Source organism: Leptospira kmetyi serovar Malaysia str. Bejo-Iso9 (assembly GCF_000243735.2).
Taxonomy (GTDB): Bacteria; Spirochaetota; Leptospiria; order Leptospirales; family Leptospiraceae; genus Leptospira; species Leptospira kmetyi.
The window spans coordinates 2,939,585-2,955,190 of the sequence record NZ_AHMP02000003.1; the positions used below are offsets into that span (position 1 = coordinate 2,939,585).

The 15,606-nt window shown below is 43.8% G+C and carries 15 protein-coding genes; 2 read left to right on the plus strand and 13 right to left on the minus strand.

The features are described 5' to 3' along the window. Positions 1-57 precede the first annotated feature (57 nt). From LEP1GSC052_RS16130 to folE, 4 genes are all read right to left on the minus strand, one after another. On the minus strand, positions 58-894 hold the full coding sequence (locus LEP1GSC052_RS16130) for a bifunctional helix-turn-helix domain-containing protein/methylated-DNA--[protein]-cysteine S-methyltransferase (protein ID WP_010573219.1): 837 nt from the start codon (positions 892-894) through the stop codon (positions 58-60). A 186-nt stretch (positions 895-1,080) separates the two neighbouring features. After that, complete coding sequence (locus LEP1GSC052_RS16135) at positions 1,081-1,854, minus strand: cobalamin-binding protein (protein ID WP_020986379.1); 774 nt, start codon at positions 1,852-1,854, stop codon at positions 1,081-1,083. A gap of 17 nt (positions 1,855-1,871) precedes the next feature. Then, positions 1,872-3,836, minus strand: coding sequence for an acetate--CoA ligase (gene acs, locus LEP1GSC052_RS16140; RefSeq protein WP_010573218.1), 1,965 nt, complete (start codon positions 3,834-3,836; stop codon positions 1,872-1,874). A gap of 113 nt (positions 3,837-3,949) precedes the next feature. Further along, on the minus strand, positions 3,950-4,501 hold the full coding sequence (gene folE, locus LEP1GSC052_RS16145) for a GTP cyclohydrolase I FolE (protein ID WP_010573217.1): 552 nt from the start codon (positions 4,499-4,501) through the stop codon (positions 3,950-3,952). A 188-nt stretch (positions 4,502-4,689) separates the two neighbouring features. On the opposite strand from folE, the gene LEP1GSC052_RS16150 reads away from it, so the two are divergent. Next, the gene (locus LEP1GSC052_RS16150) at positions 4,690-5,946 is read left to right on the plus strand and encodes a glycosyltransferase family 4 protein (RefSeq protein ID WP_010573216.1); all 1,257 of its coding nucleotides are present in this window, start codon (positions 4,690-4,692) and stop codon (positions 5,944-5,946) included. A 186-nt stretch (positions 5,947-6,132) separates the two neighbouring features. Here LEP1GSC052_RS16150 and LEP1GSC052_RS16155 read toward each other — a convergent pair whose 3' ends face one another. The 4 genes from LEP1GSC052_RS16155 to LEP1GSC052_RS16170 form a co-directional block, all read right to left on the minus strand. Beyond that, on the minus strand, positions 6,133-6,321 hold the full coding sequence (locus tag LEP1GSC052_RS16155; protein WP_010573215.1) for a DUF1289 domain-containing protein: 189 nt from the start codon (positions 6,319-6,321) through the stop codon (positions 6,133-6,135). A 5-nt stretch (positions 6,322-6,326) separates the two neighbouring features. Continuing rightward, positions 6,327-8,126, minus strand: coding sequence for a cation:proton antiporter (locus LEP1GSC052_RS16160; RefSeq protein ID WP_010573214.1), 1,800 nt, complete (start codon positions 8,124-8,126; stop codon positions 6,327-6,329). Between the two features lie 264 nt (positions 8,127-8,390). After that, positions 8,391-8,936, minus strand: coding sequence for a hypoxanthine phosphoribosyltransferase (gene hpt, locus LEP1GSC052_RS16165; RefSeq protein WP_020986093.1), 546 nt, complete (start codon positions 8,934-8,936; stop codon positions 8,391-8,393). Beyond that, positions 8,933-9,442 carry a SixA phosphatase family protein gene (locus LEP1GSC052_RS16170; protein WP_010573212.1) on the minus strand — a complete coding sequence of 170 codons (510 nt, stop codon included), beginning with the start codon at positions 9,440-9,442 and terminating at the stop codon, positions 8,933-8,935. The genes hpt and LEP1GSC052_RS16170 overlap by 4 nt, the downstream gene beginning before the upstream one ends. Before the next feature lie 84 nt (positions 9,443-9,526). Between LEP1GSC052_RS16170 and LEP1GSC052_RS16175 the strand changes: the two genes are divergently transcribed. After that, positions 9,527-10,207, plus strand: coding sequence for a hypothetical protein (locus LEP1GSC052_RS16175; RefSeq protein WP_040913092.1), 681 nt, complete (start codon positions 9,527-9,529; stop codon positions 10,205-10,207). A 7-nt stretch (positions 10,208-10,214) separates the two neighbouring features. On the opposite strand, the gene LEP1GSC052_RS16180 is transcribed toward LEP1GSC052_RS16175, so the two are convergent. The 5 genes from LEP1GSC052_RS16180 to LEP1GSC052_RS16200 all read right to left on the minus strand — a co-directional run bounded on the left by LEP1GSC052_RS16180 (position 10,215) and on the right by LEP1GSC052_RS16200 (position 15,579). Next, on the minus strand, positions 10,215-10,802 hold the full coding sequence (locus LEP1GSC052_RS16180) for a hypothetical protein (protein ID WP_051185419.1): 588 nt from the start codon (positions 10,800-10,802) through the stop codon (positions 10,215-10,217). 34 nt (positions 10,803-10,836) lie between these two features. Continuing rightward, positions 10,837-12,282, minus strand: a complete 1,446-nt coding sequence (locus LEP1GSC052_RS16185) for a M43 family metalopeptidase leptolysin (RefSeq protein ID WP_020986029.1) — start codon at positions 12,280-12,282, stop codon at positions 10,837-10,839. A 107-nt stretch (positions 12,283-12,389) separates the two neighbouring features. After that, positions 12,390-13,508, minus strand: coding sequence for a quinone-dependent dihydroorotate dehydrogenase (locus tag LEP1GSC052_RS16190; RefSeq protein ID WP_020985926.1), 1,119 nt, complete (start codon positions 13,506-13,508; stop codon positions 12,390-12,392). Between the two features lie 26 nt (positions 13,509-13,534). Then, entirely contained in the window at positions 13,535-14,626 is a 1,092-nt protein-coding gene (locus tag LEP1GSC052_RS16195) for an ABC transporter permease (RefSeq protein ID WP_010573208.1), read from the minus strand. After that, on the minus strand, positions 14,623-15,579 hold the full coding sequence (locus tag LEP1GSC052_RS16200) for an ABC transporter ATP-binding protein (RefSeq protein WP_010573207.1): 957 nt from the start codon (positions 15,577-15,579) through the stop codon (positions 14,623-14,625). Before LEP1GSC052_RS16200 ends, LEP1GSC052_RS16195 begins: the two co-directional genes overlap by 4 nt. Positions 15,580-15,606 lie beyond the last annotated feature (27 nt).

Sequence of the window (15,606 nt, forward strand, 5' to 3'; positions counted from 1 at the left end):
TTCTTATCGTTTGTCCAAAACTATATATCCGAACCGTTCGAAAAGAATTCTAAAAATTTAGGAACGGAGGTTCGTTTGGCTTGCTTCCCAGCCGATCATCGCCCTCTTTCTTTCGGAACCCCAGCGGTATTCTCCGATGCCGCCGGTGCTTTTAATCACACGGTGACAAGGAATCAGATAACCGATCGGATTTTTTCCGATCGCGCTTCCGACCGCCCTCGACGCGCTTTCTTGTCCGATGGAATCCGCGATATCGGAATAAGAAGACAATCTCCCTTCTGGAATTTTTAACAACGCTTCCCAAACCTTGATTTGAAAATCGGTTCCTTTGAGATGAAGTTTGATCTTTTCCTTTTGCGTCGACGTTTGATCAAAAAATTTTACGACTCTCTCTTGATTCTCATCCGATTGAAAAACGAGCTCGGCTTGGTTCCATTGTTCCTTCAATTCCGAAACGATTCTTTCTTGGGGAATATCATAAAAGAATAAATTACAAATTCCTTTTTCGGTCGATGCGATCACGTAGTCTCCGAAATTACTTTTCCGAAAGCTGTATCGGATTTTGAGTTTTTCTCCTCCATTTTTAAATTCTCCCGGTGTCATTCCTTCGATCTTTACGAATAGATCGTGTAAGCGACCGGTTCCGGAAAGTCCGGTTTCGTACGCCGCGTCGAACAAGGTCGCTCGGGGTTGGTTGAGAATCGACTTCGCGTTTTGCAAAGTAAGATATTGAAGAAATTGTTTCGGGCTGACCCCGGCCCATTCGGTAAATAATCTTTGAAAATGAAACGGGCTTAGATCGACGGATTGTGCGATTTCATCCAATTCGGGTTGGGACAACGCGTGTTGTTCTATGAATTGAATGGCGCTGGCGATTTTTTTGTAATGGTCCATGCCGGAAATGCTAATCGAATCTTGGTTTTTTTAAAACCCGATCCTTGCTGTTTTTCCTTTTTTTGGGAAGAATTTTGTTTTGTTCCAGTTCGTAAAATTGCAGTGAAACTTTGATTTGTATGAGTTCCTACAAAACTTGTTTTTCAAAACAAAATTTTCAGTTCTCTCAAAATTCCGAAAATATTCTCAAGAATGAATCAACTTCGCGAGTTGATCGATTCCTTCCACAAAAAGCGCCGGGCCGGGCTGAAGAATGATCGAAGGATCCAACTCGTAAACCTTTCCGTTTTGAATCGCCCCGGTCTTTTGCCAATCGGGATGTTTTTGTACCCATTCGAAGTTCATCGGCTTTCCGCACCAAGATCCGATGTAAACATCGGGATTCGCGGCGGCTACGTCGTTTGCCGTGATGATTCTATCCTTTGCCAAAGACTTCGTTTTGAGATGATCGAAACAATCTTTTCCACCCGCGAGATCGATCAATTCCGAAACCCAAGAAATTCCCGTGATGATCGGTTCGTCCCATTCTTGAAAAAAAACGGAGGGTCGGTTTCCGGAAGAATATTTCTTTCCGATTTCGTCTAACTTTCTTTTCCAACCTTCGATCAAAGTTTGCGTTTCGTTTCCCTTTCCGACGATACTTCCGAAAAGAAGCAAGGTCTCGAAAATTTCGGGAATCGTTCGTTGATTCGTAACAAGAACGTTCAATCCTTCTGCGATCAGATCCTTGGCGAGATTCGCTTGAATGTCCGAAAACCCGATCACAAGATCGGGTTTTAATTCTTTGATTCGTTTTACGTTGCCGTTGATAAACGCGGAGACTTTCGGTTTTTCTTCTTTGGCTTTAAGAGGTCGAACCGTATACGCGGAAATTCCCACGATCCGTTCTTCCTCGCCTAACAAGTAAAAAAGTTCCGTCGTTTCCTCGGTGAGACAGATAATTCTTTTCGGACCGATCAAATTCTTTCCTCAAATGTTCAGCTATGGAATTCCTTTTTATCGTCGATCAGTTTCTGAACCACGGAAGGATCGGCAAGCGTGGACGTATCGCCGAGACCTTCAAATTCTCCCGAAGCGATCTTTCTCAAAATTCTTCTCATGATTTTACCGGAACGAGTTTTCGGAAGACCGGGCGCCCAATGGATCACATCGGGCCTTGCAATTTTGCCGATGACTTTTTCGACGGTCGCGATCAATTCTTTTTTCAGATCGTCGTTCGTCGTTACGCCTTCTTTCACTGTGACATACGCGTAAATTCCCTGGCCCTTGATGTCGTGCGGAAATCCGACAACGGCGGCTTCGGCGACGGATTTGTTTTCCACGAGCGCGCTTTCCACTTCCGCGCTTCCGATTCTATGACCGGAAACGTTGATGACATCGTCGACACGACCGGTGATCCAATAGTAGCCGTCCTTATCTCTGCGCGCGCCGTCGCCGGTAAAATAATACCCTTTGAATTGAGAAAAATACGTATCGAAGAATCGTTTCGGATCTCCGTAAACTCCCCGCATCATCGAAGGCCAAGGAGCTTTGATACAAAGATTTCCCGAAACTTCTCCCTTATCGTTGATTTCTTTTCCGCCGTTGTCGACAAGAACCGGTTGAACCCCGAAGAACGGCAACGTCGCGGAACCGGGCTTTTGCGGAATCGCACCGGGCAACGCGGTGATCATGATCGATCCCGTTTCCGTCTGCCACCAAGTATCGACGATCGGGCAGTTTCCTTTTCCGATGTTTTTAAAATACCATTCCCAGGCTTCGGGATTGATCGGTTCTCCGACCGAACCTAAAAGACGAAGAGAACTTAAATTTCTTTTTTTGATCGGATCCAAACCTTCTCTCATCAAAGCGCGAATCGCTGTCGGAGCAGTATAAAAAACGTTTACTCCGTACTTATCGATCACGTCCCAAAATCTTCCCGCATCGGGATAAGAAGGAACTCCTTCAAACATCACGGAAGAAGCTCCGTTGGAAAGAGGACCGTAAACCAAATAAGAATGTCCGGTCACCCATCCGATGTCCGCGGTACACCAATACGTGTCTTCCGGTTTGATATCGAATACATAATGAAACGTTAAATTAGCGCCGAGAAGATAACCGCCCGTGGTATGCAAAACCCCTTTCGGTTTTCCCGTAGAACCGGAAGTATAAAGGATAAAGAGAGGATCTTCCGCGTCCATCTCCTCCGGTTTACAATACGCTGGAAGATTCGGATCGTTCATCAAAAAATGATACCAATGATCCTGACCGTCTTTCCAAGTAAGGCCGGATTCGTTGCCGGTTCGTCTAACAACGATTACGGTCTTTACGGTCTCTTTGGATTTTTCAAGAGCGAGGTCCACGTTCTTTTTGAGTTCCACCGGTTTGCCGCCGCGAAAACCGCCGTCAGCGGTGATGATCAACTTCGGTTTGCAATCGTCGATTCTGCTTTGGAGAGCTTCGGGGGAGAATCCGCCGAATACTACCGAATGAATCGCGCCGATCCGAGTACATGCAAGAATCGTAATGGCTAATTCGGGGATCATCGGAAGATAAACGAGAACACGATCGCCTTTTTTCACTCCGTATTTTTTAAGAACGTTCGCAAGACGATTCACTTCGCGATAAACGTCGTAATAAGTAAGAACTTTAGATTCCGCGGGATTGTCGCCCTCCCAGATCAAAGCCGCTTTGTTTTTCAAGGGAGAATTTATATGTCGATCCAAACAGTTATAAGAAACGTTGAGTTTGCCGCCCTTAAACCATTCTACTTTTGCGTTTTTAAAATCGTGGCTAAGAACCTTGGTCCATTTTTTAAACCAGGTCAAACGATTGGCTTCTCTTCCCCAGAACTTATTCGGATTTTCTATGGATTCTTTATAAAGGGATTTATAATCTTTGAGGGAGATGTTCGTATTCTTTTTAAATTCTGCGGATGGCGGAACGACTCTTTCTTTTGCCATGACTTCCTCCGGGTTCGGTAAAGAATGGTTCTATTTTTTTCTCTGTCTACCAAATTGCGAAAATGAAATCGTGAAAGGCTTCCTCCGGAGAATTTTCCGAAGGAAGTCGTTACTCAGGTGGAACCTGTGCGGATCAGATCTAAAAATTCGGAACGGGTTACCATGTTTTCTTTGAAGGCTCCCAACATGCAGGAAGTGAAAAGTTCGGAGTTTTGTTTTTCAACTCCTCTCATCATCATACAAAGGTGTTTCGCTTTAATAACGACGGCGACTCCTTGCGGTTCGAGAACGTCTTGAATCGCGTACGCGATTTGTTCCGTAAGACGTTCCTGAACTTGAAGTCTTCTCGCAAATACGTCCACGATTCTAGGAATTTTACTGATACCGATGATCTTTTTATTCGGAAGATAAGCCACGTGCGCCCTTCCGTAAAACGGCAAAAGATGATGTTCGCAAAGGGAATACATTTCTATATCACGAACCAGGACCATTCCGTCCGTGGGCTCCTCGAAGATGGCGCCGTTTACGATCTTCGTAATGTCGGCCGTATAACCCGAAGTCAGGAAATCGTAGGCTTTTTTTACGCGTTTCGGAGTATTGAGAAGACCTTCTCTCGTGGGATCTTCTCCGATCGATTTCAGAATATTTACAATTTCGTCTTCCAAGTTAAACTCTCTTCGTTCGATTTTCCCGATTCGAGTCGGGAGTCTTTTTGTTAGATTCCTTTCAAAAAATTTCGGAGCGTTTTTTTTGAATCTAAGGCTACATTCCCATTCTCTAAAGAGCCTCCCGAATCTTCCATCGGATTTTCATTTTCTTGCAGATTTCCAAGACCGGGTAAATCTGTCCGATCATGACGACCCGAAACGAGACGAAAAAAAAGAACGGCAATTTTGCGATCGGATTGGACGCGCGTATGATCGCACATTCCGGAATCGGAATGAGAATCCGAGGTCTTTTAAAATATCTCGGTCCGTCCGCGGAAAAGGAAAACATCCGGGTCTATCTTTTCGGAGATGTCGAAACGATTCAAAGCGAAGGAATTTCCTGTCATAAATTTTCTGGCTTCGCTGGAAAAGAATCGGAAGCGACCGATCTCGAAACGAAATCCGAGAAAGCCGATTCTTCCCCGAAGAAAAAAACTTCGTCGCTTAACAAGACCTCCGAGTTTTCGTATCCGGTTATCGATTACCATTCTCCGATCTATTCTCTTTCCGAATTCAAAGGTCATCCGTTTATGGGGAGAATGGACCTTCTCGACATTCCCCATTTCAACGCGCCCTTGCCTTACCTCAAAAAGACGATCGTGACGATTCACGATATCATTCCGTTTCGGATGAAGGAATTTCATTCGAGTTTTGTTAAGCGACTTTATATGCAGGTCGTATTTCGTTTGTTGAAACTTTTCGCCAAAAAAATCGTTTCCGTTTCCGAATACACGGCCAAAGACTTGGAATCCGTTTTCGGTTTTTCGAAAAAAGAAACACGAGTAATCCACAACGGAATCGACGATTCGGTTTTTTATCCGGCTTCCGCTTCCGAAAAAAAGAACTTCTTAAAAAAATACGGACTCAAGGAAGGTTATCTGCTCACCGTAGGAATCGGAAAGGGCCACAAAAATCTAAACTTAGTCGCAAAGGTTTTAAAACCTCTTTGGGAATCCGGGCTCCTAAAAACCAAATGGGTGTTAGGCGGGGCTTCCGGAAAAATCCCCGATTATATGCAAGCCGACGTCGTCGATTGCGAAGCTCGAATTCTTCCGATGCCGAGATTGTCCTTGGACGAATTGCGTTGTTTGTATTCCTGCGCGGGAGTTTTGATTTTTCCGTCCCGATACGAAGGTTTCGGTTTTCCTCCTCTCGAAGCGCAGGCTTGCGGTTGTCCCGTGATTTCTTCCGACGCGACGGTTATGCCCGAAATTTTAGGCGAAAGCGTTTCTTATTTTTCACCGGACAAAACGGATTCGTTGGAGAATCTTCTGAAAGATTTTTTAAAAGGTCGGAACTACGGCAAATCTTGGATCGCAAAAGGTAAAAAGAATTCAGCGCGATTCTCCTGGAAAAAGGCCGCAAAGGAAACTTTGGAAGTATATAAGAATCTTTTGAAATGAAAAATGCGTTTTACAACGCCGCAACTTTAAACTCAAACTTTTTTGTATGAGTTCCCACACTTCTCCTTTCTCCGTTGCGGCTTCGAAAATTGTTCCGACAAAGGAATCTCGAAAAAAAGATTTGCAATTCGATTGGATTGAAACCGGAAGCGCAAAGAAGAAGATCCTTCCTTCTTTCTTTAGAAATCAGCGAAACTGTTTTTTCTTGGAAAGAACTTCTTCCTTACGAACCTTGAGTTTTAAAAAAAGATCGTCCCGTTCCGCATCGGAATAACGAGACCAATTTCCGATTTCTTCGATGGTTCTAAAACAACCTTCACAATAACCGGATTCGAAATCCATCGTACAAATTTTGTTGCAAGGCGAACGAACCAAAACAATTACTTCCCTTTTACTTTAGACTTCGAAACCTTCTTTTTCCTCACGGCTTTTTTCTTCTTAGAATCGGGTAAGGTCGCAGACGGGTTGTTCAACGTTTTCAAAACGGATTTTTCAACTCCGTTTTTGGTATGATCCACGATCGTTTTCATTTCTTTAAAGAGGGACATACCGCTGATTCTTCCCGGGACGATCACGTGCGCGGCCCCGCTGGAAACGAGAATTTCCGCTTCTTGAGCGTCGTCTGTGGTGAGAATGATCGAAGGTTGAGTATGATGACAAATTCCTTTGAGGGATTCCAGAAGTCTTCGATTTGTGGTTCCCTTGAGAATCATATCAGAAATCGTGCATATTACGTATCTTGCATCTTCGATTCCGAGGTGATGAAGCGTTTCCGGGTTCGCCAAGTCGCCGTAAGCCCAACGGATTCCCTTGGCTTCGAGAGATTGACGAAAAACGGGATTGAAGTCCACGATCAAAATCCGATTGAGCCATTCCGGCTTTTCGCGTTCGATTCCTTCCAAAAGTCCTTGGGCGATTCTAAAATAACCGAGAATGACGATATCCCTTTTCGGTTGGCCGGTGATATCGGATTCGGTTCTATCCTCTTCTTTTTCCTTCAGACCGATCATTCCCAACAACTTAAGAATGAATCTTGAAATCGGATCGTTGAAAAGAATGATGTAAGTCGAAACCACGGACGCGAGAATCATCGAAGTCAGAACGGTGGATTCCAATTCTTTGCTGATATGTCCGTAGCCCATTCCCAACGCGAGAATCACAAGCGAGAACTCGCTGATTTGCGCCAGGTTCAAACCCGTGACGATTCCCGCTCTTAAACCTTTACCCGAAAAATAAACCGGAGTCGCGACGGTGATCACTCTGCTGAAGATCACGAACACGACCGCAATCAAAGAAACCGTGATAATTTGAATCGAAGGAATCGGAATTTTCATTCCGAGCGCGACGAAGAATAGAGTGATAAAGAAGTCTCGGATTCCGGAAAGTTTTGCGATGACATCGGCGCCGTACGGAAACGCGGCGATACTTACACCCGCGATCAAAGCCCCCATCTCTTTAGAAAGTCCCGCTCTTTCCGCAAAACCGCAGAGTAAAAAACACCATGCGATCGATGTGATCAGAATCAATTCCGGTTTGGATGCGGCGGCTTGAAACAATCTCGATAAAAAGAATCTACTGATTAAGAATGCGACGCAGATTAAAACCAAACCGATTCCGAGAGAACCTGCGATTTTTAAAATCTGAGGATCTTGAAGGTTCGGTTGAACTCCCATAAAGATGATCGCCCAAATATCCTGAAGGACCAGAACACCGATCGTCAGACGACCTGCGATCGTACTGACTTCGAATTTATCGTGCAGAAGTTTGACGACGATCATCGTCGAACTGATCGCAAGCGCGATGGAGAAATATAAAAGATCGAACTTACCCGATGAACCGGAAAGAATTCCCTTAAAAAAGAAAAGTCCGAACAACACGCAAAATACGAACTGACTGATCCCGAGAATAAACATGGACTTACCCATGCGTGCCAATTCTTTCAAATCGATTTCAAGACCGATGATGAACAAAAGAAGAATCAAACCGATCTCTGAAATCAACTCGATGCTTTCTTCGTTTACCACAAGTCCCAGACCCAAATTCGGTCCGAGCAAAAGTCCCCCGGCCACATAACCCAGAATCAACGGTTGTTTTGTGACTCTTGCGATATGGGAAAAGAACGTAGCGAAAATGATGCTTAATGCAATATCGTTTAAAAGGGAGAGGGAATGATGCTCCATTTACAATGTATCCTGAAACTGATTTATTTTTTTACCTTCTCTGAACGATGCAAGAACGGAGCCGGTAGTTTCTTATAATTCGCTCTGCATGCTAAAATATGAAAGTTTCCCGGAGTAAAAAACATTTTTTTTACGGAATCGGTAAAAACTGAAACGGAATCGAACTCGCTTCAAGGATCGGATATTAAAACGAAGTTGCTGATAAAGAAATAAATCGGCGGAAAAATGAATCGGTTCTTTTAAATTCGAGGCATTCCGAAAAAATCAGACGTTGTAGTCTCCGGGTTCCAAAACGTGAATATCCGGAAGATTTCTATACTTTCCGTCGAAATCCAAACCGTAACCCACCACGAACTCGTCCGGAATTCTCCAGCCGACGTACTTCACCGGAAATTCTAGAATATTTTTTCTTTCCTTAAGAAGAAGAGTAACGATCTCGAGACTCGCAGGATTTCGCGTAAAGATATGACGCACGAGATATTGAAGAGTAAAGCCGGTGTCTAAAATGTCTTCCACAAGGATCACATGACGGTCCGAAAGATCCGTGTTGATGTCTTTTATCAAATCGACCTTTCCTAAGGAAACGGTTCCGGAATAGGACTTCGCTTGAACGAAGTCGATCTCGACCGAAAAAGGAATCGCTCTTGTTAGATCCGTAAAAAAATAAACGCCGCCCTTCAATACGCAGATCAATACCGGATTTAGTTTTTTATAATCCTTTGCGATTTCGGAAGCGAGGGCTTTCACCTTTTGGGAAATTTCTTCCTGAGTAAAACGAGGATGTAAAATGTCGGAAACGGTTTTGTTCATCCGGGTATCCAAAAGCGAATTATTTTTCCGGGAACCTTACCCGATTCTTCCCAAGATTCGGTTTCGATTTGTATACTTAAAAAACCGGAAGTCGGAAACTTATAAAACACGGATTCGGACGATGACAAATCTTCTTTACCTCGAATGAGTCGGTTTGCGATTTCTTCCATGCCGGGATTATGACCTAATAAAGTTGTGCTCAATATTTTGGAATCGAGCTTTCTGATTTTTGCGAGAATGTCTTCGCTGTCCGACTCATACAATTCTTCTGTAACTATCATTTCGGAGGACAAATCTCTTTTCTTTGATATAATCTTATAAGTATCCAGGGTCCTTTTAGAATCCGAAACTAAAAATAGATCCGTCTTGAACTCTATCTTCGCTAAATACTTACGAAGAGAGCGAGCATTTTTCTTTCCTCTTTCCGAAAGAGGTCTTTCGTGATCGGATTTGAATTCCGATTCCCAGTCCGATTTGGAATGCCTGATTAAATGAATTTGTTTCAACGAACTTTGTCTCTCGCTTTCCCGTTCTCAGGTCAACTTTAAATTCATTGACAAGATGTAAAAGAGCACTTTAATAATGGGGCTATGAAAAATGTCTTTGCGTTAGCAGGAATTGCTTTGCTCGTTTTAATGCCCACCGTGTTAGGCGCCCAACTAGCAGGTCCTCCCGACGAAGAAAAGGCGAAAAAAGACGTTCAGATTCATTGGCTCAAAAAAAACGTCGGCGATAAAATTCAATCCATCGAAAGCAACGGCGAACCTGTTCTCATCGAAAACTCGAAATCGAACGCGGATATATTATACAAATTTCCATTTTTAGTAACAACAAAACGCAAGGACGGTAGCATAACGCGTACCGAAGTCGGGGCGAACTATGTTTTTGTTCGTACAAAAGGTTGGCTTTTTTCGGAACTCGGTTTCGGAAAGAATATAGTCTTATCCGATCCCGGCAAAGAATCTCCGGATAAGGAAGTCGCTCTGAAGTTGATCGAAGACGGTCTTCTTCAAGATCGATGGAAGGGGAAAACGATCGAAAACCTGAAGATCGGCGAACCGATGGCGGGAAGCGATATGGAAACGCATTGGTATCGTTATTCGGGAGAATACGAAGTCGTGGACTATAATGTGCGTTATGCGTGTTCCAATTTGATCGTGCGATTGTTTAAGGACGATTCTTCCGCAACCGAATGGAAATTGGATTGGAAAGAAAAAGGAATCTGCAGACAAGCCGCCGGTAATAACCCGAACGAATCCGCTTCTCCGTAATTCGATCTTATTCCGGATTTCGATTGGATGGTTCGGATCTTTTTATATTCTTATCCTTGATCTTATCCAAGTTTTCCTTTTTGATTCTATCCGAAAATCGAACCGAATTGATTTTTCCGGTACGAAGTTCTTTCAAAGTATTTTGAATCGAAGTTCCGATTCGATCATGAGAAGAATATTGTTTTAGAAAATTCTCCGTTTGATTCTTATCCTGAAAATAAAACGATTTTCCGTAAGAAAACACAGCCGAACTTCGAATCGACGGATGTGCGTTTTCGTTTGAAATCGTGGATTCCAAATAATTCTTCGCCGAGTTTCCCCCGAAATCGGCGATCAGTTCGTTGATCTGAGAAATCGCATACACTCTCAATTCAGGATCTTTCGCGATCGCGATCAAATATTCCTGAGGAGCGGAATTAATCGCGTAAATTTCACGGATAAGAGTTTCCTTATCCGCGTGTCCCGTTTGTGTTACGATCGCTTTGATCTTTTGATATTGATTCGGATCCAAGGCCTGAACCTGCGCGACCGAAAAAAGAGATATAAATAGAACGGTAAACGCAAAAATTCGGGTAAGATTCGTTTTCGAATTCATAGATTTCATAAGATATTTATTAAATTCCATTTTGTTAATATACAAGAGGATGCGAACGAAGCACCCAACCTTGTTCTCCGGTTAACTGAATTTGATTGATGGTCGGATTTCCCGCCCAAAACATAAGATTGAGTCCACCACTGTTGTAAAACCCGTCGCCTAAACATTCTCCCAAACCGACGAGATTGTTTCCGTTTTGATCTCTACATTCGGGTGTTTCGGGTAACGGATCCAAAGAATAACGTCCTTTCACGACGTCTTTTTCGACGGGATGATACAATCCCAAATAATGTCCGCCTTCGTGCGCAATCGTCTTTGCGAGAAATATCTGATCCGATGCGCAGGTTAAATCCTGTCCCGTGGTTCCGCAACCCGTAGCGGTTCTATGATTTTCGATGAATACGATCATTCCCGATTTCGGCGTTCCCGTTACCGGAATTCCGGGAATGCCCGAAGAGATTCCTAAAATTCCAGCGGGTGCGCTGCTCGATACCGTATAATCTCTCGTTACATAGATATTCAAAGAGTTCGCGTCTTGAACCGCGGATGGATTACTTCTATAAAGAGAACCTAAAGAATTGACTACATCTCCGTAATCGTCCGTGATATTTGCGATCGTTAAGTAAGAAGCTCCGGCCGCGGCGATGCTCGCTGTTACCGTCACGTCGATCTTAACCGTACTCTGCGCGTATATATCCTTCAACGTTTGAATCATCGTCGCCATTCCCGCAGTGGTCGGAGTCGTTACCGCACCCGGAATAAAGATCAAATTGATGTTCAATTTTTTTCTGGATTGCCAAACCTTGCTCAAACCTGAATTAGAATTTCCGAATGCACCGTTCGGTTCCGCACGGAACTTATATTCTTCGCAGGTTTGAACCGTATTGTTCGTGACTCTTCTCGTAATTACGGAAGGACTCGGTGCGCTCGGAAAGATGAAATCGGCGCCTAACGCGTTGCTGATGAAATTATTATAACCGGAACTCGGAGCGTAATATCCAGAAGTCGCACCGACCGGAAAGGCCGTCGTCGTCGATCGATAACCCGCCGATTCGCTCTTTCCATTGTCTTGAATCAGATTTCCGAAAGAAGTCTGCCAAAGAGGATAAATAAAACGATTCGGATTGGAAGCGAACGCGTGATTTTGTTCCGTATAAACGATTCCCATCGGATTGTCTTTTCCAAGACCGGCAAACTGAACTGTTCCGACAAGATACGCGGTTCCACCGTCCGCATAAGCGCCGCTTTCGGTTAAAAGAACCTGACTTAAAGTGGAATTGGAAACGCTGAAGTTCGGCGCGCTTCCGCTGGTCCGAACATTCTCGGCCGCTTCACAATGATAGAGCGCTTCGTTGATCGCATAAAGTCCGAACAACAACTGGAGGTTTTTGGAAGTGTCGTCGTCTTTTCCTTGTTGGATCGGACAACCCCAAACGAAAGAACATAAGATACAAATTATAACTAAAGATCTTCCCAACATATTTCCATTTTCCCGAGCTTTCATTGAGAAAGCCATAATATTCCGAAGCAGTCGATTCGTTTCTCATTCCGATTCGAATTCAAAATTTAAAACGAAATGATCCTAAACTATTTAGGATTGAATCCTATATCCTTTTCTTTTCCAACCAATTCGGATACGGATTTTAGATCTTGTTTTTTTAAGAACCGATCCAAAAATTCCAGAATCCTCAACGGTAGAAAAGGGCCCTGATAAATATAACCGGTATAAATTTGGATTAAGTCAGCGCCCGCGAGAATTTTTTCCAAGGCCGCTTTTCCCGAATCGATTCCGCCAACTCCGATGATCGGAATTCTTCCCTTTAAAATTCGATACGCTACACGTACGAATTCGGTCGAACGATCCCTAAGAGGAGCGCCGGAAAGTCCGCCTTCTTTTTCCACGTTCGGATATCGTTTCAGAGAAGATTTGTCGATCGTCGTGTTGGTCAAGATCACGCCGTCGATCTTTAGATTTATGGATGTTTCGAGTAACGCTTCGAGGTCTTTGTGTTCCATGTCCGGCGCAAATTTAACGAACATCGGAATTTTAAAATTCTTTCCTAATCCGTTTCGAATTCCTTGGATCAAAGAAACGAAGTTTTCCTGCTTCTGAAAATTTCTCAAACCGGGCGTGTTCGGCGAACTGATATTGATGACCGTATAATCCGCGTAAGGTGAAAGTTTTTTTAAAGTATAGACGTAATCCTCGATCGCTTTTTCTTCGGGAACGATTTTTGTCTTTCCGGCATTGATCCCTCGAATCTTTCCTTTTTTTTGGGAAGAAAGAATTTTTTCCGCCAAGTCCGCGCCGGGATTGTTAAAACCCATTCGATTGATCAAGGCCTGATTTTCGGGATAACGAAACACTCTCGGTTTGGGATTTCCGGGTTGTTCTTGTCCGGTGATCGTTCCGACTTCGATATGACCGAAACCCATTCGAGAAAGAAAAGGATAAAGTTCGCCCGTTTTATCAAAACCCGCGCCCATTCCCAACGGATTTTCGAATTCGATTCCGGCGACTTTCGTTTTTAAACGATCGCTTCGATAAGAGGTCATCGCGTCGATGACCGATAAAACTCCGGGAATTTTTTGGCTCGCTCCGAGAAGATTCTTTGCAAGCTCGTGCGCCGTCTCGGGATCGAGAGAAAGAAAAAAAGGCTTTAGAAAAGCGGAATATGCGGTTTGTCTCAGAGAAGAAGAAAGCATCTCTGAAACTATTTAATCCGCACAAATCAAGACCAGCGAAAAATTCTGCTTCCTATAAAAAGAAATACGATCCCGTATACGAGCAAAGAAATGACGGTCGGAATTACGAACATCAAACCGGCCCCTTCTATAAAAACGGCGCGTAAAGAATCGGCCATCAACGTCAAAGGAAGATTTCTGATAAACGGAAGTACGACTTCGGGAAAATTTTGATACGAGAAAAAGATTCCCGAAAGGACCATCATCGGAAACGTAACTGCATTTACGAGGCCGTTCCCCACTTGAGAACCGGCCGCCCTGGAACCTATGAACATTCCGATACAAGCAAACGCAAAGTTTCCCGCAAGATAAACGAGAAGCGCGGCCCCGATCGAACCTTCGAAAGAATTTTCAAACGTAAGAAGAGTAAAACCCAACAAGATCGCGGACTCGACGGCCGTTACGATCAAACGGGTAAAGAAGAACGAAAGAAGAAAATATAACTTGTTCATCGGAGTCGCAGACATTCTGCGTAAAAGTTTTTTCATTCTCATCTCGATCAGATTCCAACCCACGCCCCAAAGACAGGAATTCATAACTCCCATTGCGAGCATTCCCGGAACCAAGTAGTCGATGTAACGCGTTCCCTTGGAATCGAGTCGATCCACCTGCGATTCAAAATCGGTTTTACCCGATCGGATTTTTGCGAGAATCAAAAGATAATCTCTCTGACCGTTCGGATTGTCCGAATCGAAAGAGAAATGAATTTTTCCGTCGTGGGTTCTTTCCACGATGACGTTGAGTTTTCCTCGTTTGAGATCTCGGATCGCATCCTGTTTGGAAAGAATCAAAAACTTAAGCGAAGGCAGAGAGCCCGGATTCGGTGTCGCCGTTTTATCGTTCGATTGGTTCGAGTCGCTCTTTTCGATCGAAGAAGAATCCAAAATCTTCTTGAGTTCTTCGATTTGATAAGAATTTTCTAATATTGCGATTTTTACTTCTTCCGAGCCTCGATTCTTAAATGCGATCCCGAGAACGCCCGCCATCGCGATCGGAAACACAAAGGCCCAAAACAGAATCCCCGGTTCCCGATAAAATTCCTTGAGTTGAATGCTGACCAATTGAAATATCTGTTTCATTCTTCCAGTCCTCTTCCCGTCATGCTGAGGAAAAGATCGTCTAACGTTTTTTTATGACATTCTAATGCGTTTAACTTTTTACCTGAGTTCGAAATCGTCCTCATCAACTCCGGCAAATAATCCGCGATCGCCGAAACGTAAATTCTCGCTTCCGACTTTCCGGAATTCCAAAAGAATTTATACATTCCCGAAGAAGGAATCCAACTTTCGGGATTGGAACCGTCTTCCATGGAAAGTCGAATGATTTCTCCTCCGTCCGTTCTTCCTAAAAGTTCGGGAAGAGTTCCCTGATCCAAAATTTTTCCCTTGTCCATGATGATGATTCTTTCGCAAAGGGTTTCCGCCTCTTCCATGTAATGTGTGGTGAGAATCATCGTAGTTTTATTTTGTCTTAAACGATCGAGAATTTTCCAAACGTCTCTTCTCGCGCCGGGATCCAATCCGGTCGTCGGCTCGTCCAAAAAAAGTATTTCAGGATAATTTAATATAGATACGCCGAGCGCCAACCGTTGCCTTTGGCCGCCGGAAAGATTTCCCACGTACGTTTTTTGTTTTTCTTCGAGATTGATCAGCTCGAGAATTTCGTTCAGTCTTTCCTTTTTACTTTTGTAAAAGGTTCCGAACAGATCCAAAGTTTCCTGGACCGTGATTCGATCCATAAAACGGGTTTCCTGCAAAGCCAATCCGATCTTGGAACGTAAAAACGTTTCGTTTTGTTTCCAGGTCGTTCCCAAAATCGAAATGGAACCTCCGTTCGGTTCTTGAATTCCTTCGAGCATTTCGATCAGAGTTGTTTTACCCGCTCCGTTCGGTCCGAGTAAGGCGACAAATTCTCCCTTTTGAATCTGAAGACTGAGATCGTTTACGGCGACCGTATTTTTAAAACGTTTGATTACGTTTCGAACGTCGATCACCGAATCTTCGGGTTTTAACGAATGGCTGTTTTGGTTCAAGAGAAGTCCTCGATCACTACATTCTAA